We start from the raw sequence: 20244 nt of genomic DNA, 5'->3' as shown, positions 1-20244 counted from the left end.
GATGGATCAGTTCTTGTAAGGATCCGCCGCATCCCGCAGGCCATCGCCCAGGAAGTTAAAGGCGAGCACCACGACAACAACCGGGACAACCGGCAACATCAGCCAGGGATAAACCGCGACCGCATTGATGTTTTGCGCTTCATTGAGCAACACGCCCCAACTTGTCACCGGCGCGCGCAGGCCAAGCCCAAGGAAGCTCAGCGCGGTTTCACCAAGGATCATGTTCGGGATCGACAACGTCACGGAGGCGATCAGGTGGCTGGCAAAGTTCGGCAGTAAATGGCGGGCAATAATCCGCTTGGGCTTCGCCCCCATCAGGCGTGCGGCAAGTGCATAATCTTCTTCACGAAGCGCCAGCAGTTTCGATCGAACCGCGCGTGCAAGCCCCGTCCAGTCAATCAGGCCAAGAATGATCGTTATCCCGAAATAAATTAAGATCGGGCTCCAGGTCACGGGCAATGCGGCTGAAAGCGCCATCCAAAGCGGAATTTCCGGCAAGGACCGGATGACTTCAATCGCACGCTGGGCTGTTGAATCAACCCAGCCACCGTAATACCCGGCCGCCCCACCGATCAGGATACCGAGAAGGAAACTGACGGAAATACCAACCAGACCAATGGTCAGCGAAACCCGCGCGCCATAGATCATGCGTGACAACATGTCCCGACCAAGCCTGTCGGTGCCAAACATGAACAGCGTACCGTCCTCAGACGGGCAGACGAAATGGAAGTCCATATCGATCATGCCCCAGAATTCATACTCATCCCCTGAACAGAAAAAGCGCAATGGCTCTATCCGGTCCGGATTGACCGTGTAAGTCGGTTTGAGTGTTTCCATATTGACGGAGAAATCGGTGCCATAGGTAAAAGGCCCAACAAATTCGCCCTCATGGAACAGATGAACACCCTGCGGCGGGTGATGGATATATTCAGAATTGCGGGTTTCCTGCGCATAGGGTGCAATGAACTCGACGATAAAGACCGACGCGTACATGATCGCCAGAACAATCAGTGAAAAATACGCCAGCCGGTGCCGTTTCAACCGCCACCACATCAATTGCCACTGCGAGGCAAGGAAATACTTTTCCTGCTCAGGCGTCAGTTCCTCGCGATCCCAGGGATCAAAGGGTGCTGAATCGACAAAATGTTCGTTGCGCTTTTCGGTTTCCTTGCTCAATTCCCTACCCCTCCCTGCAGGCGAATACGCGGGTCAAGCCAGGCAAGCAACACATCGGAAACAAACATGCCCACAACCGTCAAAAGGGCCAAGAACATCAGGAAGGAACCAGCAAGATACATATCCTGACTTTGCAATGCCGTAAGCAACATCGGGCCAGTGGTGGGTAGTGACATCACCACCGACACCAAAACCGAACCCGACACCACCTGCGGCAGGATGTTACCGATATCTGCGATGAACGGGTTAAGCGCCATGCGCAAAGGATACTTAAACAGTACCTTGGTCGGTGACAGCCCCTTGGCATGGGCTGTAACCACATATTGCTTGCCCAGTTCATCAAGCAGGTTGGCGCGAAGACGGCGGATCATGGCGGCTGTACCGGACGTGCCAATAACCACGACCGGTGCCCAAAGATGTTCAACGACCGACATCATCTTGGACAATGACCAGCCTTGGTTGATGTATTCCGGATCCATCAGACCACCGATTGATGTTCCGAAAACGACGTTTGCGTAATAAAGCAGGATCAGGGCAAACAGGAAATTCGGCATGGCAAGCCCAAGGAAGCCGAGCAAGGTAAACCCGTAGTCGCCCCAGCTATATTGACGGGTTGCCGAATAGATCCCGATGGGGAAGCTGACGATATAGATGAAGATAACCGTGCTGAAATTCAGTACCAGCGACAGCCAAAGCCGATCACCGACCACATCGCTCACAGGCAGGTTATATTCAAACGAAAAACCGAGATCGCCTTGCAGAAGCCCCCAGGCCCATTCGGCGTATTGAATATAGATCGGTTGATCCAGGCCGTACTGGCGTTTGAGAAACTCGATCTTTGCCGGATCAACCGCCTCGCCCTGTGCTTGAAGCTCGTTGAGATATGTGGTCAGAAAGTCGCCGGGTGGCAGCTGAATGATGACAAACACCAGCACGCTGATCATAAACAGCGTGGGTATCATCACGAAAAGCCGTCTTGCCAGATAAGTCAGCATCGGCGCTGTTGCTCCCCCGAGGATGTTTTACGCCATTCCCTCAACGACGTAAAACAACACGTTTTTAGTTAAAAGATTACCGATCCCACCAGAAGGTATCAGGTCGGTAAATCCCAAAGAACGCGCCCGGCTCCCAGCTATGGATGCCTTTTTCGGGCACGTTGCGCATGTCCTTGTCGATGACGACCGGTTGCGGCACGTTGCCGATCAGGCCAATTGAGAACATGTTTTCCGAATTGATATCGAGAATGGCTTGCCATGCTTGTTTCTGGCCCGCTTCATTGCTGGTTTGCCACTTGCGATACTGTTCCATCAGTTCCTTGGCGGCTGGCATATCGGGTGCTTCACCCGCCTCGCCGTCCGTTTGATAATACTGTCCCCATTTCGGCCATTGCAGGCTGTCTTGCAGAACAGGAACAAATTCATCAGGGGCAGTGTTGGGCGTCGCCAAGCCGTTATCAATGCCGTTGAAAATCGACATGATCGTCTCACCGGTATAGGCACGGTTACGCATTACTTCGCGCTGCAGGCCCTTGACGAACAGCTTGATGCCAACCTGACGCCAACTGTCGCCGATCAGTTCAAGCATGTCGTCATGTTCGGGGTTTTCCCCGGAGGTCTCGACAATGATTTCCATCGGGCGTCCATCAGGCAAAAGACGAATACCTTCGCCATTGCGTTCATCCAACCCAATTGTATCAAGCAGTTGGTTTGCGGCCTTGACGTCGAAATCGGTATAGCTTTCACGATATTCCGGCTTGAATAACGGGCTTTTGGGCAAGACGGTATTGTTGGTCGGTTGCGCCAAACCAAAGAACATGACCCGGTTAATCTCGGTACGGTTGATCGCCAACGACAGCGCACGGCGGAAACGGACATCACGCAGAACTTCGCGCCAGACCGGATCGCTGCAGGTCAGGTTGGGATACAATGCGGCATAAGCCCCCGCCCCGACATCCCAAAGACGCACATCATAGTTCTGATTGGCTTCGGATTGCTTCAGGAACGTGTAGTCCTTAAGCGACAGAATTCTGCTTTGCAGGTCGACCTCGCCCGCGCCGACTTTGGCCGGGACCAGCTTTGCGTTCGAGATATTGAAAATCATCCGGTCGATGTAAGGAAGCTGGTTACCTTCCGGATCGACGCGGTGATAATACGGGTTGCGCACGAAGACGAAGCGATCAGAAGGCTCCTCTGTCGTGATCAGCCATGGCTCCAGCGACGGGCGATGAATGTTGGAAAGCTTGTAGGGACGATCAATGTCCGTATGCAAGACAGCCCAGCTACGCAGACCGCGTTCTTCGACCATCGCCTGCAGTGCGTCGGCATCACGATAATTCTCATGGAACTGTTTCAGATAGTGCGCCGGACGATAAATAAATGGCGGGCGGGTTGCTGCCAGTTCGGTCAGGAAAAACGGGTTTGGCTGTGACCAGCTGTACCGAACTGTATATTCGTCAATAATTTCAAAGGTTGCCGGCTCATTCCCGACAAACAGGAAGCGCGGCGGCCCGACCGGAAACAGTTCGTCGTTATTAACGATATCTTCCCAGTAATAACGGAAATCCTCAGCCGTGAACGGCTCGCCATCCGACCATTTGTGACCTTTGCGGATATGCAACGTGAAGACATTGCCTTCTTCGTTTACATCAAGCGCTTCAAGGATATCTGGACGCAGGTTGAGGTCCTGATCATAGCCGATCAAGCGGGCATAGCCATAGACAACCGCCATACGGATATCTTTGGACCGCCCCATGATGGTGACAAATTCTCCACCATACTTGCCGATTTCCTTACCCTCACCGGCAAAGTCAATCACATGCGGATGTTCTGGCAGGCGGTCATTCATCGCAGGCAAAGACCCGCTTGCGACCGCATCCTCGAAATAAGGGACTTCTGCGTGCGCCGGTGCGACCAAGACACTTGCCGCCAGAAAACCTGTCGTCATCACAAGGCCAGAAAAGGCACGATGAATTCTAGACATCGACGGGTTTAACACACTGATCATATGGCGATCTCCGTAAAATCGGCACGTTCGGCACGAACAAAGTGATCTTCTGCGACCTGCATCATCTTGGGCTCGCTGGTCTGGTTGATCGTGAACGGGGCTGGCCAGCGGGATGGATCAGATGCCTTGCCATCCATTATCTTGTCGAAATCAAGCAGGTGATCCAGATCGGCAAACGGCACGGCATGCAGCAAAGCCTGCGTGTAGGGATGCATCGGGTTCTTAAACAGCACTTCGCGTGGTGCGGATTCAACAATCCGCCCAGCACACATCACTGCAATCCTGTCTGCAACGTAATCCACGACCGCAAGATTGTGTGATATGAACAGATAGGTCAAATTAAGATCACGCTGCAAATCTTTTAAAAGATTAAGTATTTGGGCCTGAACCGATACATCAAGTGCCGATGTCGGCTCATCGAAAATCAACAAATCCGGCTTCAGGCTAAGTGCACGTGCGATCCCGATACGCTGGCGCTGCCCGCCTGAGAAACTATGCGGATACCGGTTCAGAAAGCGCGGATCAAGACCAACCAGGTCCATCAGTTCCAGCACCATTTTCTGTCGATAGTTACTATCCCCGACACCGTGAATAAGCATGGGTTCGGTAATGATATCCTGAACCGTCATCCGCGGATTGAGCGATCCGAACGGGTCCTGAAAAACAAACTGTATCCGCTTTCGGTACGGATTGAGCTGATCTTCATCAAGCCCGGTCAATTCAGTCATCTGTCCGCTTTCACCGCGAAACAGAATGGAACCTTCATCCGGGCTCATCGCGCGCATGATCAGCTTGGAAAGGGTCGTCTTACCGCAACCACTTTCGCCTACCAGACCAACGCATTCGCCGCGATTAACCGTCAGTGAGACGTCGGAAACTGCGGGTACAAGGCGCTCTTCGGATTTGATCCAGTTACCCTTGCGCGTGGTAAAACTTTTGCTGAGATGGCGAACTGCCAGAACCGGCTCGCTGGCCATGGTCGGGTGCAGGGCCAAAGTCGCCGGAACATCCGATGTATTTTGTTGTGTATCGCCATCACCTGCACTGGCAAGCAGACTGCCGGTTTTCGGCTTGATCTCGCGCAGCGGACGCAACCTTTCGTCCGGTCCCATGTCAAAGTGCGGAACCGCCGCAAGCAATGATCGTGTATATGTATGGCCGGGATTGATGAACACATCGTCGGTTTTACCAGCCTCGACCACCCGCCCGTCATAGATCACCACCATCCGGTCAGCCATGTTAGCAACGACACCAAGATCATGGGTGATCAACAGAACCGACATCTTCAATTCTGCCTGCACTTCCTTGATCAGACGCAGAATTTGCGCCTGAATGGTTACATCAAGCGCGGTTGTCGGTTCATCCGCAATCAACAAGGCCGGACGACACACCAGTGCCATCGCGATCATTGCACGCTGACGAAGGCCACCAGAAAGTTCGAATGGATAAGTTTTAAGGGAGCGCTTGGGCTGCGGGAAGCCGACCAGTGTCAGCATTTCAACGGCAAGTTCACGCGCCTCGGCCGATCCGACCTTGCGATGAAGTTTCACGGCCTCGCATATCTGATCGCCGATTGTGTGGAGTGGCGACAGGGAACTCATCGGTTCCTGGAAAATCATCGAAATCCGGCCACCGCGAATGGCGCGCATGTCAGAGCCAGACCGATCCAGCATGGCGATATCCGCGCGGGTTCCGGGCTTTTTCGGATCGGCAAAGATGATAGATCCTTTGGTGACCTGGGCCACCTTTGGCAACAGCCCCATGATTGCCTGCGAAATGGTGCTTTTGCCCGATCCGGACTCACCAACCAGTGCAACGGTTTCCTGCGCACCGATCCGAAAGCTTACATTCTCGACAGCCTTGACACGCATGTGCGGCAGTACGAATTCAACTTTCAGATCCTTGATGCGCAGAATATCGGACATTCTAGTTGGTACCACCGTGTTTGCGTTCGGATGCAGCGGCCTTAACCAGTGTTTCGGCCTCATCCATGCGCATCAAGTTTGTTCTTGTGACGTCATCGACAAGCAGCTGGTTATCTTTCGCCCAATCACGAGAAATTTCAAGGAGATCGTCAAAACCGTCCAGTGTTGATTCTGCGACAATTTTCGCATCCCCTGCCTGCAGGGTCAGCTCAAACCATCCCTTGTTGCCATCGCGCTTGGTACTAAAGTAACGCAAACGGAACTTTGAAAGTTCCGGCCAGGCAAAAGCCGTTCCACCGCGCAGGCTTGAAAGCCGAATGCCGTATTCCGATACATAAATCTTTGACTGGAAGCGGATCACCGTGCGGGCAAAATAGAAAACGAACAGCAAAGCAAGCCCGGCCGACGTCCATTGAATGATTGCGAGCATCTCGGGAATCAGCGCGATAACCCCGCAAATCAGCAGCCCGACAATTGATTTCGCCAAATCCGGCGCCATCAGTTTGGATGGATAGCCCATCGTCTGGACTTCGCTGTCACCAACACCTGCTGGCTTTACCGGGTCCACTGTGCTTGGCACACTGGGGGCCTCGGGGGCCGGTGCCTGTTCAGGTTCCACGTGTTGTTTTGGCCTTATTGCCATGGAAATACTCCGGGTATTCTCAACCAGCGCAAGGCTGAATGGTCCATAGAAAACAGATTATCAAGGAACTTCGTAGTGGCCTCGTCATGGACAAGATGATGGGTCAGAATGCCCGTCGGCTCATCCGCGTCGACCTGCCCTGTTCGCCGCGCCGCCAGATGTTCAATCATCGCGCCAAGTGCCGCGTCTTCGCCAACAAAGCCGCGTGTTCCACGCCAATCAATGACGTCAACATGCGTGTTGACCTGCATGATGCCTTTGTACGGCTCTGCCACCTTACGCGCATTGAATGTGCTGATCCCGCAAAAGCCAAGGGAATGCAAAGCCGCCACGACATCTTCGGCCACCCGGTTCCATGGCGGCACCAGGACCGGCAAGAAACGATTGCCAAAACGCGATTGCAGAACCGAAAACCCGTGGCGCAGATCGGCAACGACATCGCCAATATCGCGCACGTCATCGAGTTCCTGTTTCTTGCGTCCCTCTGGCATATGGTTTTGGTGGGACCAACCATGCTGCAACACACGAGTATCAAGGGTTTCGACAAGACGTTCGACAAGGTCGTCCTGTAAAACCGCCGGAATAACCGCAAGTGCGAGTGGCACTTTATAGTCCTGTTCAAATCGCAGAAGCGTTTCAAGCGCCGGGGTCACAGAAACCGCATCGTCGTCACGCCACCACGCGGTGGCAATCCGGTCTTCCGACTGCCACAGATCAAGCTCTGCGCGTAATTGGTCCCAGCTGCTCATGCCTGCCCTTTGATCTTTTCTGCGATGATTGACGCAGTTCTTTTTGCGCCATCCAGTGCGATTTTAATCCCGCTTGGCTGTCTGGCGTTATCTATTTGTTTTGCTAATGATTGCGCAGACAGGCCATCAAGATCAAGCAGGGAAATAACCCCTTCTTTGGCAAGGACTTCTGCACGTTCGGTTTGCTCGCTTTCGCCGCCTTCTGCAAACGGCACCATGACAGCTGGCGTTCGCGTCGCCAACACATCCATCAGCGTGTTGTATCCGGCCTGTGAAACGGAAACGGCGGCACGCAACATCCGTTCACGGAAATCGGGCAAGAACCGATGCAGGATCACACCGTCTGGCAACTGGCCGCGCAAAAGCTCGAACTGATCTGAGGGAAAATGCGGCCCAGCGACAATATCCCAAATAGCGTCGCTATATTTTTGCGAATGCGCGCGGGCAGAAATTGCAAGCCTGATCAGTTCAGCTCCGACGGCACCACCACCGGCGGAAACAAGAAGACCGTGACGGTCCGCCTCAACACCTCCAGCAACGTCATCGGCAACCTTTGGTGCGACATAGCCGGTGTAAGCGATCAGATCAGATATATCGTCGGCAAACTCAAAGCTGCGATCAAAACCAAACAGGCGCGGATCGCCATGTACCAGAACCGCATCAAGATATTTACGTGCGGTGTCACGCATCCATCGTGTTTTGCCGATGTCTTTTTTACGCACCAAAAGGTCTCTGACAGAACAAATGATCGGAATGCCTGCTTCATTCGCCGCGTCAAATAGCGGAATCAATTCGAACCGAAATGCGCGGCGCCCGAATGGGAACATTTCGACCAAAAGCAGTTTCGGCGCTGTTTCCTTAAACGCGGTCAGCAGTTGTCTTTTACGTTCTTCCTGCCAGTCGTCCCCCAAGGCGTTCCCTTCAGGATCGACAAGCCCTGAGAAACCAGTATCGGATGTCTTGCACGGGAAAAGCTGAACAACTTCATTGGCCGCGAAATTAAGGCTGTCATCGGGCACACCGCCGCTTACGACCGTGACGCCAAGCCCTTCATTGCGAAGCGCCTGATTGATCAACGCCATGCGGCGCACGTGACCAATGCCAAGCAAGTGCTGAACATAGACCATGACGTCACTCATCACGCACTCTCCTGCGCGGGCACAAGTGGCACATTGAGTGCGTCAACAGAGAACCCGGCCTCCTCGGAATACTGAAACACCTGCAAACAGTGCCAATCGAGTTTGTCTGGAATTTTGCCCATCATGTCCCATCCACGTGCCGCAGCATAGACAGCACGTATCACGCCCTTGTGGGTTACCACACCAAATTCCGGCAAGTTGCAATCCTCTAAAAATGTCGCAACCCGGTTCAATACATCACGCGGACTTTCGCCATCATCTGGACGAAAATCCAAACCGCGGTCTTCATTGTCACGAAGGTCTTTCCCCATCCTTGCACGAAGATCCGACAGTTTTTCACCTTCCCACGTGCCCCAGTCCATCTCGATGAACGCAGGCTCAGTGGCAACGGTTCTGATCCCAAGCGCATCTGCGGTTTCACGTGCCCGGGATAAGGACGAAGAAAACCACGGCACATTGGCCCACTTGTCGGGTAAGCGGTGCTGACGATACCAAGCAGCTGTCTCGGGCATGATTGAGATATCTGACCGTCCCTGAATGCGCTTTTCGGTATTCCACGCCGTGACACCATGTCGAAGCAGCGCAAAACGGATCTGTTTCATACCAAACCCTGCCCGTTTTGTGACGAAACGTGACCCGGGATGATTTTCTTGAATGTGGTGGATAACAGATCGGCTGCGGCTTCAAGCGTGTGATGCTGCGCTGCTTTCGATGCGCCAGCGGCACCTATATCACGCAATACGGCGAAATCCCCCCCAAGGCATTCCGTCAAACGGTTTGAAAAAGCCGCGACATCACCAACAGGCACAAGCCACCCGGTCACACCGGATGAAACAATACCCGACACGCCGCCGGTATCCCCTGCGAGAACCGGAAGCCCAGCAGACTGTGCCTCAAGTAACGCCATTCCGAAGGCTTCATTGATCGCGGGCCAGACAAATAAATCTGACTGCGCGAGAATATCTTTGGTTTGTTCCGGTGTTTTCAGCCCCACTAGTGAAACCTTGTCTTCACCAAGTCCTTTTTCTTCAAGAAGGTCCTCGACCTGCTGACGTGCGGGGCCATCACCAATCACTGTCAGGTGCCAGTTATCAACACCATTGCGCCTGAGGCGACCCAGTGCGTCTGCCAAAAGCGCATAGGATTTCAGTTTATCACCATCCCGCATCATCGCGGTTGTCACCAACCGCACGCATTGCGAATTGATTGCTGCCCGCTGCCCAACATGCCATGACGCGACACGTGCAAAGGGCGGCAGGAAATGCAGACGATCCGGTTGGCAGACCTGAGCCAAACATTCCATATCAACGCGATTGAGCGAGAAAACGGCATCTGCCTGCTTAAGCGCCGTCTCAACTGCCAGATGGCTTTGTCCCCACGGCCCGTTTGCACGCTTTTGGGCAAAGGATGCTTCGGCCACCACATACGGGATACCCAGCGCATTGGCGACAATCGGCCCGATCCAGTCCGGTGCCTTGTAATAAAGATGATAGGTAAACCAGATATCCGGTTTGGGACGGAACCCCGATTGGTACTGGCACAGTAAACGGGCTGCAAGTTTGGTCCCCAGTTCGGCAAGCCGTGCCTGCTTAAGGACATTGCCATCTGCAACGCGGCTGCGAAGGCGGGCGCTAACATCGACCTTCATACCTGTTGACTGAAGGGCCTCACAGAGCATGCGGGCAATCAGGCGGTCACCCGATGGCACCGGATGGTCAATCGGCTTTAGCGGGGCGTAAAAGGCAACCTGCAAGTGCGTGCCTCCTACTCTGCGGCGGGTTGTTCGGCGGGGGTTTCTGCCTGTTCGTCGGACTGGGAGTTAACACCGAAACGTACCGCCAGATCCTTCATACCGCGATAGAATGAGAAATCACGACGCACAATCTCATTACCCTTTCGCCCCATGGTTTCACGAAGACGAGGATCAGTGATCAAGGCTTTCAGCGCACTCGCAAGTGCATCCGGATCACGTTCGGGCACAAGTTTGCCATTTACACCGTCTTCAATCAGTTCAGGAATGGCCGAAATTGCAGTCGAAACGGCAGCAAGTCCGCAAAGCTGCGCTTCCATCAGAACGTTTGGCAGCCCATCGCGATCACCATCTTTCTCAATCCGGCTGGCCAAAACGAACAAATCGGACGACTGACATGCCGCAATGACTTCCTTCTGATCACGTGCCCCTTGCCAGTCACAGCGGTCCGCAATGCCGAGCTCGGTCGCAAGCTGCTGATATTTTTCGCCGGTGCCGCCGCCAATATGAACGAACCGCCAATGAAGGTTGGCTGGCAGTTTGGCCAAGGCGCGCAGAAGGTCGTCATACCCCTTCTTGCCCACCAGTCGCCCGACCGACAGGATCCTTGCCGGGTTTTCGGCATCCTTCCCATCGCGCAGAGGTCTTTTTGGAAGGTCTTCGGGGAAACGCGAAAAATCCAGTCCGTGATAGAGCAGATTAACTTTATCCGGGTCCTCGGCAATGGTGCGCAGGTAATCGACATTGGCGCTTGTACAGGTCACCAGCCAATCCATATCGCGCAGCTTTTCGCGCATATCCCAGTCCTGACTGGTATAGATATCCTTGGCATGCGCCGAACACGACCAGGGCAAGCCGCGCATAATTGCGCAATAGCGCGCGACCGATGCCGGTGTATGCAGGAAATGGGCATAGATGCGGGTCACATCATCGGGCAGCTCGGCGGCCATCACCATGGCCTGGGCAAATCGGCGTGCGCGATTGGCGGTGCGGTCCCGGCGGTAATCCTGCCACCAGATATTCAGGGCTCGACGATATCCGGGCATCTTGCGCGCCTTAAGCCAGCCACGCAAAACCCGCATCGGTTCCTGATAGACATATTCCGGGAGATAATCGACCGCACCTGCAATGCGATCATTGATCGGATGGCGTTTTTTGTCGGTTGGATGACGCAGCGACACAATCCGATAGGGAATGCCTGCCTGCTGAATACCCAGAATTTCCTGGGCGATAAAGGTCTCCGACAATCGCGGATAACCCTTCACCACGATTGCCAGATTGTCGCGTGCCATCAAATCTATTCCCGATGATTATTCTGCGGCCATTTGTGGCGGAAGCCAGCGATCAACCAATTCGCCAACGCGATCCAGTCCGCCCATAAGGTTCGGAACAGTCACATGCGACGGTTTTGGCTGATGTATCAGACCACGCAGTGCGTCGGCCATTTCGCGCGGATCGCGACCACCGTCTTCGGTCAGCATTCTGACCAGACCAAGCTTTTCTGCCGCCGCGGCGCGAACATATTGTTCAAGACGCGGGACAGTACGCGGCACGATAACGGCCGGTTTGTCAAAGGACAGGATCTCGCAGAAGGTGTTGTAGCCGCCCATGCCGATCACGCCGGCCGATTTGTGCATCAACACTTCGACATTGGCATCAAAGGTAATGACCGACAGTTTGTCGATCTTTTCCGCACGCTTCATGAATTCGTTTTGCTGTGTCGGCCCCATAAAGGGTCCGAGAACAACCAGCGACGGCACCGGAATGTCCGGATCGGTTTCATAGGCGCTGATCACCCAATCGACCAAATTGACGCCATCCCCACCGCCACCGGTCGTTACCAGATAATACGGTTCTTCAAGACCAAGCGCCCCGTGCTCGGGTGCGGGTCTGCGGGTGGCGGTACGTGGCAGATAGCCGGTATAGGACATCTTTTCTTCAACACCCGGGGGCAAGTCGATCCCTTCGAGCGGATTACAGATTTCCTTGAGACCATAAACCCAGATTTCATCATAGAGGTTTGCCAGGGCCGGAACGCATTGCTTGCGGTCCCATTCTTCGCGCAGGTTCACCGGATCATCCATGACATCGCGCAAGCCCATCACCAAACGGGTGCGCCGATGGCGCAACATCTGCAAGGTAGACTCGACCTCGCCGCGCAAGCCAAGCGGTTCTTTGTCGACGATGAAAATGTCGGGGTTAAAGACATCGGCTGTGTGCTGAATAATCGATTCTCGCATCGCCAGAATCTGGTCGACATCGATATTGAGGTTAAGCGACGTATATTCGCCATTCGACAGCTTGATCACGCCCGGTATGCGGACAAAGTCCACGCGCGAGCGGAATTCAAAGCTGCCGATAATCGGTGAGCCCGACAAAATCAGAACAGATACGTCATCGCGATGCGATACCAGCGCATGCGCAATCGTACGGCAACGGCGCAAGTGCCCAAGCCCAAAGGTATCATGGCTGTAAATCAGAACCCGATATCCGGAATTCCCTACGATTGACATATCCCCGCCCGTATGCGTAGTGATCTCAGTTCCCCGCACAACCCATAAACAGGGTGACAGGTTCTTTGTTTATGGCAAGTAAATCCGTGAAGTCGGGGTTTGCGCCCTTCTTTCAGCTCCCGGACAATTGCTCTCATACTGAACCGATATCGCGCAAGACTTTTTCGAGCATCTCTTTTCTTTCTTCCGCAGTTTCAAGCGAACGAAGTTTTTCCGAAAGCGCCGTTACTGTACCTGCATAAAGATTATGCCAGTCATCGCGCGAGAGTTCTTCACCCGAAAGACGTGCCTGCGGAATAGCCGGTTGGCCTTTGCCCTTCTTGAGGGTGACCGTGTCATCAAGCATCGGCATGGAAATCAGCTTTTCCTCGATGCCGTGCGCCATCAGAACTTCTCGGAATGCCGCGCGTGCGCCTTCTTCACCATGGGTGAGGAAAATCTGACGCGTCACTGGCAAACGGTTCTTGGTCCATTGCAAAAGCATATCCTGATCGGCGTGGCCAGAATAGACGTCCAAGGTCCGAATACGGGCACGCACTTCGATTTCATCGCCGTGTATCCGCACATGTTTTGCCCCGCTCTGCAAAACACGACCGAAAGAGCCCGCAGCCTGAAAACCGACCAGAAGCACGGTGCAATTAGGGCGCCACAGGTTGTTCTTCAGATGGTAGCGAATGCGACCAGCATCGCACATGCCGCTTGCGGAAATAATGATCGCACCGCTGGTGACCTGTGCAAGCTGTTTACTGGCCTGAACATCCGGCACCATATGGAACTTAGGATGCGACAGCGCCTGTGCGTCGCCGCGCTTCAGGTGTTTGGCAAATACATCGGTCGCACGTTGCGCCAAGGGGCTATCGACAAAGACATTTGCCGGTGGCAACTGGCCGCGGTTGAAAAGATGCGCTAGATCAACAAGCAGCTCTTGCGTTCTGGCAACGGCAAAACTCGGAATAACCAGATTGCCGCCATTGCCCAGCGCATCCTGAACTTCCTTGCGCAGCATCTCACGGCGTTCTTCGTCGGTCATCACCGGACGGTTACGATCGCCATAGGTGGTTTCGACAAACAGGTAGTCGACACCCGTCGGTGCCTCGGGTGCCTCGTTAAATACGGCCTCACCGGTTCCGACATCACCCGAGAACAGCAATCTTGTCGGTTTACCGTCTTTGTCGCCGTTCTCAATCTCCACCTCGATCGAAGCGGAACCAAGAAGATGGCCAGCATCCCAGAATCTCGCCCGCACGCCATCAATCACCGGCAACCATTCGTGATATTCAACGGTCTTGAGCTGCGAAAGCGTATTTTCCGCGTTTTCACGGGTGTAGATCGGGGTGACTTCAGGACGACCGCGCCGCGCATTGCGACGGTTCAGGCGTTCGACTTCGCTCTCCTGAATGTATCCGGAGTCCGGCAACATATAAGTCAGAAGATCACAGGTCGGCTCCGTCGCATAAATCGGCCCGCCGAACCCGGCTTTGACCAGCTTGGGCACAAGTCCGGTATGGTCAATATGCGCGTGCGTCAGCAACACGGCCGAAATCCGGTCTGCCTCAAACGGGAACTTGCCATAGTTCAGTTCACGGACGGTTTTGCTGCCCTGGAACATACCGCAATCAACAAGGAAATTGCCCTGATCGGTCTGCAGAAAATAGCAAGACCCGGTCACCCCACCAGCAGCACCACAAAACGTCACCGATATCGTCATTCTATTCACTTTCGCGGATTGGAAACGGTCCAACAGTCCGGCAAACCATGTTCGTTTGCAATGATGTGGATCATTTTTGATGAAGTCACTGCAGGCCTTGCAGCGGCAAATAAAGAACCTGATCTCCTTTGGAGACCTGCCCGCAATTTTCGGGCAGTTCAATCAGACCTTCGGCCCAGACCATTGATGACAACATCCCGGAACTGGTCGAAGAAAAAGCAATCGCTTCAAATTCGCCGTCATCACTCTGCACCAGACGCGCGCGCAACCATTCCCTGCGTCCGGTGCCACGCTTGAAATCAAACCCGGCACGAACCGGAATACGTGTTGGTGCCAGTTTGGAATGATCCGCGCCCATCGCATGACGCAGCAACGGTAAAACATATAGCAAGCCTGAGACCAGGACTGATACCGGGTTCCCCGGAAGCCCGATCACCAGACAATCGCCGATCTTGCCGCGCATCAAAGGCTTGCCGGGCTTGATCGCAAGTTTCCAGGCGGCGATTTCACCAAGGCTGTCGACCACCGGTTTCAGAAGATCGGCCTTGCCGACCGAAACACCGCCAGATGTCATGATCAGGTCATGCGACTTTGCCGCGCTCGACAACGCGTTTTGCAACACATCAAAATTATCAGTGAGCAATCCAAGGTCTGTGACCTCGCAACCGATGGACCGCAACATCCCGATCATTGCGAAACGGTTGGAATCATAAATGCCCCCCGGCGGCAAAGGATCGCCGGGTTTAGCCAGTTCGTCGCCGGTGGAGAAGACAGCAACTTTAAGGGGCCGTGCAACCGACAAGCTGCCAAATCCTTGCCCGGCCGCAATCGCGATATCCTGGGGGCGCAGGATCGTGCCTGCCTTCAAGACTGTATCACCGGTTTTGATGTCTTCGCCCAGCCAGCGGATGTTTTGATGCAAGCTTGCGCGTGCGATCACGTCGGCATCAATTTCAATGATGGTTTCATCGGCGTTGGCGGTGACATTCTCCTGAATGATCACGCTATCCGCGCCATCGGGGATCGCAGCCCCGGTCGCAATACGGATCGCGGAGCCCGTTGGCAGGGTTCCCTCAAACGGATGACCTGCCAACGACGCACCGACCACCGAAACAGGGCCGTCTATCGCGGCCAGATCGGCATGACGAAGGGCATATCCATCCATGGCGGAGTTATCCACCGACGGCACGGAAACCCGCGCAATGACGTCCTTGCGTAAAATCGCACCGTAACAATCACTGATCGGGCGTTCTTCGGATGGCGTCATCACCGGCACTTCGGCAAAAGCAATGTCGAGCGCATCGGAAAGTGTTGTCAGTCCCGGTTTGATTGTTTGCATTCCGAAAGTTTCCTGCCGCCCTTGGTCTTGTTTTGTATTCCCATCCGTAATCAGGATAGCCCGATCATCGCCGGAACGCATCAGGATTGTCCGCTATGCCCCGGACGGGATTTTGAAATTGCACGGCTCAGCATAATCACCGGCACCACACCGACAAGCACAATGGTCAGCGCCCCAAGGGCTGCATGTTCAATCATTTCATCCTTGGCGAACTGATAGACATGGGTTGCCAGCGTATCAAAATTGAACGGACGCAGAATAAGCGTTGCCGGCAGTTCCTTCATGCCATCGACAAAGACCAGCACCGATGCTGCCAAAATGCCGCCGCGCACCATCGGGAAGTGAATGCGTTTGAGTGTTCCCCACGGGCTTTCGCCCAAGGTGCGCGCCGCGTCATCCATGCTTGGCCGAACCTTGCCAAGGGCTGCTTCGATCGAGCCATAGGATACCGCCATGAACCGAACTGCATAGGCGAAGACCAAAGCGAATACCGTCCCGCTTAGCAGTAACCCGGTTGATATGCCGAAGGTATCGCGCATCACCGCGTCCAATGCGTTGTCAAACCGCGCAAACGGGATCAAAACCCCGATGGCCAAAACCGCGCCCGGCACGGCATAGCCGACCGATGACAGACGGACACAGAATTTCAACAGCGGTTGCGGGAACAGGCGCAGCGCATAGGCCATGAATATCGCACAACCAACCGCAACAAGCGTCGCAAGCCCGGATACCAAAAGGCTGTTGCCGGCAAATTCAAAGAAATCCGCCGTCCAGCTTTGATCAAAATAGCCAATGGAATAATAAATCAGCACCAGAGACGGCACGACAAAGCCCAGCACAATCGGCAGGATACAAATCGCCAATGCGCCGGCCTTGGCAAGCGGGCTCAGTTCATAGCCCGGCAGTTCCTGAAAACGGCTGGTGGTGTCATGGAAACGCTGGCGGCGGCGTGAATAGCGCTCGATCACCATCAATGCGATCACGACAGCCAGCATGGTCAGGGCAATCTGGGCAGCACCACCAGCATTACCCATACCAAGCCAAACGTTGAAAATACCGGCCGTCAAGGTATGCACGGCAAAGAAATCAATCGTGCCAAAGTCATTGAGCGTTTCCATCAACGCAATGACAACGCCAACAACGATTGCCGGTCGTGCCAACGGCAACGCGACCGTAAGAAACGAACTCCAGGCACTTCGACCAAGGATACGGGCCGCCTCGATCGCACAGATGGATTGAGACAGGAACGCCGCACGCGCCAGCATGTAAACATAGGGATAAAGTGTCAGGCTGAGCACCATGATCGCACCACCCTTGGTGCGAATATCAGGAAACCAGTAATCGGCCGCCGATTGCCAGCCAAACAAGTCCCGCAGGAAGCCCTGCAACGGTCCGGCATATTCCAGAAGGTCGGTATAAACATAGGCCACGATATAGGCCGGAACCGCCATCGGCAGCAACATCGCCCATTCAAAGAACCGCTTTCCCGGAATTCGGCACATGGTTACAACCCACGCGGAAGCCACCCCGATCAGGGTCACACCAATACCAACGCCAAGCATCAGGATACCGGTATTCTTAAGGTACCTTGGCAACATGGTGGATGCCAGATGCGGCCAGATATTTTCGGTCGGAAACAGGGCAATCCAGGCAACGGCAACAACCGGTGCCGCAACCATAGCCGCCACGATAAACGCGCCGATCAGCCAGGCTGCCGATTGGCCACGCGGCAACCACAGCATCGCCCGACGTCCGGTGGGCGTGCGCATGGGGTCAAACGTTTCCGCCATGGCGCTCGGCCGAATGTCGTCTTCCTTTTGCGTCTGACAAGCGTTGTTCAAGGCTGTTTCCGTTTCATTCGCCGCGGACTACTCCGAACGGTTCTGTTGGGCGGTCTTGATATCCTTCTATCGACGTACGGTCTACTCGTTAAAGCCGACCTCATCAATCAGACGAATTGCCGCACCACGATTGGCCGCAACCGCATTAAGCGGCAAATCATCATGGACAAAAGTGCCCCAAGCCCGAACCTGTTCAGACCAGGCAACGCCCGGTTTGACCGGATATTCAAAATTGATATCGGCATACATATGCTGGGCTTCGGCACCAGACAGGAATTCCACCAGCTTGATGGCATTTTCCTTGTTCGGTGCATACTTCATCAGCGCCACACCCGAAATATTCACATGCGTGCCACGGTCCCCCTGATTGGGGAATACGATACGGACCTGTTTGGCGGCTTCGGCCTTGTTCGGGTCATCAAGCATCTTGCCGTAATAATAGGAATTGCCAATCGCAACGTCACAGACGCCCTGCGACACTGCCTCGATCTGATCGGTATCGGCACCCTGCGGTTTACGGGCGAGATTGTCCTTAAGCCCGGTCAGCCAGGCTTTGGTTTCTTCTTCACCATGATGGGCAATCATCGAGGCGATCAGGGCGATGTTATAAACATGCATGCCGGAACGCACACAAATGCGCCCCTTCCATTTCGGATCGGCTAGCTCTTCATAGGTGGTGATCGCGTCCGGCTCCACCCGATCAAGCGAGGTGTAAAGCACGCGCGCACGCGTCGTCATCCCGACCCAAAGCTTGTCTTCATCGCGGAACTGATCGGGGATATTGGCATCCAGAACGGCACTTTCGATCGGCTGGGCGATATCGGCATCGACTGCATCCTGAATGCGGCCGATATCAACGGTCAAAAGCAGATCGGCCGGGGTGTTACGCCCTTCGTGCTTGATGCGCTCCACCAGTCCACTTTGCGAGAAAAGCGTATTCACGCGAATACCGGTTTCCTCGGTAAAGCGTTTGAACATCGGTTCGATCAGAAAGGGCTGTCGAAGCGAATAGACATTAACTTCCTCTGCGGCATGGGCGGTGGGGAACATGGACACCCCCATCGCGGAAACAACAAGACCAAGAACGGTTTTGCGCAGAGAAATCATAAATGCCTCGTTTGGATCAGCTGCAGGTCGCACAGCAATTAGGAATGATTTGTATTTGCTGCGGCCGAAATTAAAGGGCCCGCCCCGCCTTTTGCAAGCAAGAAAACCACATAAGAGCCATACCCGAAGTCACGAATGCGCGACCACATCCGGCGGGAGACCGCGTGCCGAAACTGAAAAAAGGGGCGGTATTACACCCCCCCTTTTAAAAAGCTCATCAAACTCAGTCGGTTTGACTATTCGTTATAACCGATCTCATCGACCATCTTGATCGCATCCGGGCTCAGGCGGGCAATCTCGGCCAGCGATACTTCATCGGCCTTGAAAGTGCCCCAGGACTTCACATTCTGAGCCCACTCGACACCCGGCTTGACCGGATATTCGTAATTGACCTCAGCATAGATGCCCTGCGCAACATCACCGGCCAGGAATTCCATCAGCTTGATGGCGTTTTCGCGGTTCGGCGCATCGGCGATCAGGCTCATGCCCGAAATGTTCATCGACATGCCACGACCGTCCTGGTTCGGGAAGACAAGGTTTACGGCCTCGGCCCAAGGACGCTGTTCTTCGTTATCGAGCATCTTGCCATAGTAATAGGTATTACCGATCGAAAGATCGCAAACGCCTTCCTTGATCGCCTTGACCTGTGCGCGGTCATTGCCCTGCGGCTTGCGCGCCAGATTGTTTTTAAGACCCTGCAGCCATTCCTTGGCTTTTTCCTCGCCATGAACGGCGATCATCGATGCAAACAGCGCCACGTTATAAACGTGTGTGCCGGAACGGGTGCAGATGCGCCCTTCCCATTTCGGATCGGCAAGGTCTTCATAAGACGTGATCTCGCCTTCTGCCACGCGCTCCTTGGAGGCATAGATCGCACGACCACGCTGGGTCAGAGCAAACCAGTGACCTTCCGGGTCGCGGAGATGGGCCGGAATATTGGCATCAAGGGTGTCATTCGAAACGGCCTCAGTCACACCGGCGTCAACGGCCTGCTGGATACGGCTGATATCGACGGTCATCAGGATATCGGCTGGGCTGTTTGCGCCTTCCTGCTTGATACGTTCGACCAGACCTTTTTCAGCAAAGATCACATTGACGTCGATGCCGGTTTCAGCGGTGAACTTCTCAAAAAGCGGTTCAACCAGAAATTCCTGACGCAGGGAATAGACATTAACTTCCTGTGCCATCGCGGTTGTCGCAGCCATCGCTGTTGCGCCGAATACCGCACCACCGACGAGTTTCTTGATATCCATTTGAACGATCCCTGTTGAGTTTAACCCTGTTGGATTTGGGTACGCGTTGAAACGTACTGACGTTGCAACTCACTTGCATATTCAATGCAATTAAGATC

Annotated in this window: 16 protein-coding genes; all 16 read right to left on the bottom strand. The window is 54.3% G+C overall.

Annotation, left to right across the window (positions count from 1 at the left end; genetic code table 11):
• Nucleotides 1-6: 6 nt before the first annotated feature.
• Entirely contained in the window at nt 7-1176 is a 1170-nt protein-coding gene (locus FHI25_RS10105) for an ABC transporter permease (RefSeq protein WP_210517431.1), read from the bottom strand.
• A complete protein-coding gene (locus tag FHI25_RS10100; protein ID WP_210517428.1) occupies nt 1173-2171 on the bottom strand; it encodes an ABC transporter permease in 999 nt (332 codons plus the stop codon). Before FHI25_RS10100 ends, FHI25_RS10105 begins: the two co-directional genes overlap by 4 nt.
• 76 nt (nt 2172-2247) lie before the next feature.
• Nucleotides 2248-4179 carry an ABC transporter substrate-binding protein gene (locus FHI25_RS10095; protein WP_210517423.1) on the bottom strand — a complete coding sequence of 644 codons (1932 nt, stop codon included), beginning with the start codon at nt 4177-4179 and terminating at the stop codon, nt 2248-2250.
• On the bottom strand, nt 4176-6104 hold the full coding sequence (locus FHI25_RS10090; protein WP_210517420.1) for an ABC transporter ATP-binding protein: 1929 nt from the start codon (nt 6102-6104) through the stop codon (nt 4176-4178). The genes FHI25_RS10095 and FHI25_RS10090 overlap by 4 nt, the downstream gene beginning before the upstream one ends.
• Nucleotide 6105: 1 nt before the next feature.
• Entirely contained in the window at nt 6106-6723 is a 618-nt protein-coding gene (locus FHI25_RS10085; protein ID WP_349237998.1) for a hypothetical protein, read from the bottom strand.
• A 14-nt stretch (nt 6724-6737) separates the two neighbouring features.
• Nucleotides 6738-7496: a polysaccharide deacetylase family protein gene (locus FHI25_RS10080; RefSeq protein WP_210517411.1), complete on the bottom strand. Its 759-nt coding sequence runs from the start codon at nt 7494-7496 to the stop codon at nt 6738-6740.
• Nucleotides 7493-8635 (bottom strand): glycosyltransferase, encoded by a 1143-nt coding sequence (locus FHI25_RS10075; RefSeq protein ID WP_210517408.1) that lies wholly within the window; start codon nt 8633-8635, stop codon nt 7493-7495. Before FHI25_RS10075 ends, FHI25_RS10080 begins: the two co-directional genes overlap by 4 nt.
• Nucleotides 8635-9237: a histidine phosphatase family protein gene (locus tag FHI25_RS10070; protein WP_210517404.1), complete on the bottom strand. Its 603-nt coding sequence runs from the start codon at nt 9235-9237 to the stop codon at nt 8635-8637. The genes FHI25_RS10075 and FHI25_RS10070 overlap by 1 nt, the downstream gene beginning before the upstream one ends.
• Nucleotides 9234-10388: a glycosyltransferase family 4 protein gene (locus tag FHI25_RS10065; RefSeq protein WP_210517402.1), complete on the bottom strand. Its 1155-nt coding sequence runs from the start codon at nt 10386-10388 to the stop codon at nt 9234-9236. Before FHI25_RS10065 ends, FHI25_RS10070 begins: the two co-directional genes overlap by 4 nt.
• Nucleotides 10389-10399: 11 nt before the next feature.
• Complete coding sequence (locus tag FHI25_RS10060; protein WP_210517399.1) at nt 10400-11677, bottom strand: glycosyltransferase family 4 protein; 1278 nt, start codon at nt 11675-11677, stop codon at nt 10400-10402.
• A gap of 18 nt (nt 11678-11695) precedes the next feature.
• Nucleotides 11696-12898: a glycosyltransferase gene (locus tag FHI25_RS10055; protein WP_063089861.1), complete on the bottom strand. Its 1203-nt coding sequence runs from the start codon at nt 12896-12898 to the stop codon at nt 11696-11698.
• Between the two features lie 133 nt (nt 12899-13031).
• Nucleotides 13032-14606 (bottom strand): MBL fold metallo-hydrolase, encoded by a 1575-nt coding sequence (locus FHI25_RS10050; RefSeq protein ID WP_210517395.1) that lies wholly within the window; start codon nt 14604-14606, stop codon nt 13032-13034.
• Between the two features lie 85 nt (nt 14607-14691).
• Entirely contained in the window at nt 14692-15945 is a 1254-nt protein-coding gene (gene glp / locus FHI25_RS10045; RefSeq protein ID WP_210517393.1) for a gephyrin-like molybdotransferase Glp, read from the bottom strand.
• Nucleotides 15946-16025: 80 nt separating this feature from the next.
• Nucleotides 16026-17714 (bottom strand): iron ABC transporter permease, encoded by a 1689-nt coding sequence (locus tag FHI25_RS10040; protein WP_246879026.1) that lies wholly within the window; start codon nt 17712-17714, stop codon nt 16026-16028.
• Nucleotides 17715-17867: 153 nt separating this feature from the next.
• Nucleotides 17868-18893 carry a Fe(3+) ABC transporter substrate-binding protein gene (locus tag FHI25_RS10035; protein ID WP_210517391.1) on the bottom strand — a complete coding sequence of 342 codons (1026 nt, stop codon included), beginning with the start codon at nt 18891-18893 and terminating at the stop codon, nt 17868-17870.
• A gap of 236 nt (nt 18894-19129) precedes the next feature.
• Nucleotides 19130-20146 carry a Fe(3+) ABC transporter substrate-binding protein gene (locus FHI25_RS10030; protein ID WP_210517389.1) on the bottom strand — a complete coding sequence of 339 codons (1017 nt, stop codon included), beginning with the start codon at nt 20144-20146 and terminating at the stop codon, nt 19130-19132.
• Nucleotides 20147-20244: the final 98 nt, after the last annotated feature.

The organism is Thalassospira sp. ER-Se-21-Dark (assembly GCF_017922435.1).
Lineage (GTDB): Bacteria > Pseudomonadota > Alphaproteobacteria > Rhodospirillales > Thalassospiraceae > Thalassospira.
This window is presented reverse-complemented; position numbering and strand designations above follow the sequence as displayed.

What these genes read in the sequence shown, in the direction of transcription:
- FHI25_RS10100 (WP_210517428.1), bottom strand. Translation starts at nt 2,171, where the DNA reads ATGCTGACTTATCTGGCAAGACGGCTTTTCGTGATGATACCCACGCTG.
- FHI25_RS10095 (WP_210517423.1), bottom strand. Translation starts at nt 4,179, where the DNA reads ATGATCAGTGTGTTAAACCCGTCGATGTCTAGAATTCATCGTGCCTTT.
- FHI25_RS10090 (WP_210517420.1), bottom strand. Translation starts at nt 6,104, where the DNA reads ATGTCCGATATTCTGCGCATCAAGGATCTGAAAGTTGAATTCGTACTG.
- FHI25_RS10080 (WP_210517411.1), bottom strand. Translation starts at nt 7,496, where the DNA reads ATGAGCAGCTGGGACCAATTACGCGCAGAGCTTGATCTGTGGCAGTCG.
- FHI25_RS10075 (WP_210517408.1), bottom strand. Translation starts at nt 8,635, where the DNA reads ATGAGTGACGTCATGGTCTATGTTCAGCACTTGCTTGGCATTGGTCAC.
- FHI25_RS10070 (WP_210517404.1), bottom strand. Translation starts at nt 9,237, where the DNA reads ATGAAACAGATCCGTTTTGCGCTGCTTCGACATGGTGTCACGGCGTGG.
- FHI25_RS10060 (WP_210517399.1), bottom strand. Translation starts at nt 11,677, where the DNA reads ATGGCACGCGACAATCTGGCAATCGTGGTGAAGGGTTATCCGCGATTG.
- FHI25_RS10055 (WP_063089861.1), bottom strand. Translation starts at nt 12,898, where the DNA reads ATGTCAATCGTAGGGAATTCCGGATATCGGGTTCTGATTTACAGCCAT.
- FHI25_RS10050 (WP_210517395.1), bottom strand. Translation starts at nt 14,606, where the DNA reads ATGACGATATCGGTGACGTTTTGTGGTGCTGCTGGTGGGGTGACCGGG.
- glp (WP_210517393.1), bottom strand. Translation starts at nt 15,945, where the DNA reads ATGCAAACAATCAAACCGGGACTGACAACACTTTCCGATGCGCTCGAC.
- FHI25_RS10040 (WP_246879026.1), bottom strand. Translation starts at nt 17,714, where the DNA reads ATGCGCACGCCCACCGGACGTCGGGCGATGCTGTGGTTGCCGCGTGGC.
- FHI25_RS10035 (WP_210517391.1), bottom strand. Translation starts at nt 18,893, where the DNA reads ATGATTTCTCTGCGCAAAACCGTTCTTGGTCTTGTTGTTTCCGCGATG.
- FHI25_RS10030 (WP_210517389.1), bottom strand. Translation starts at nt 20,146, where the DNA reads ATGGATATCAAGAAACTCGTCGGTGGTGCGGTATTCGGCGCAACAGCG.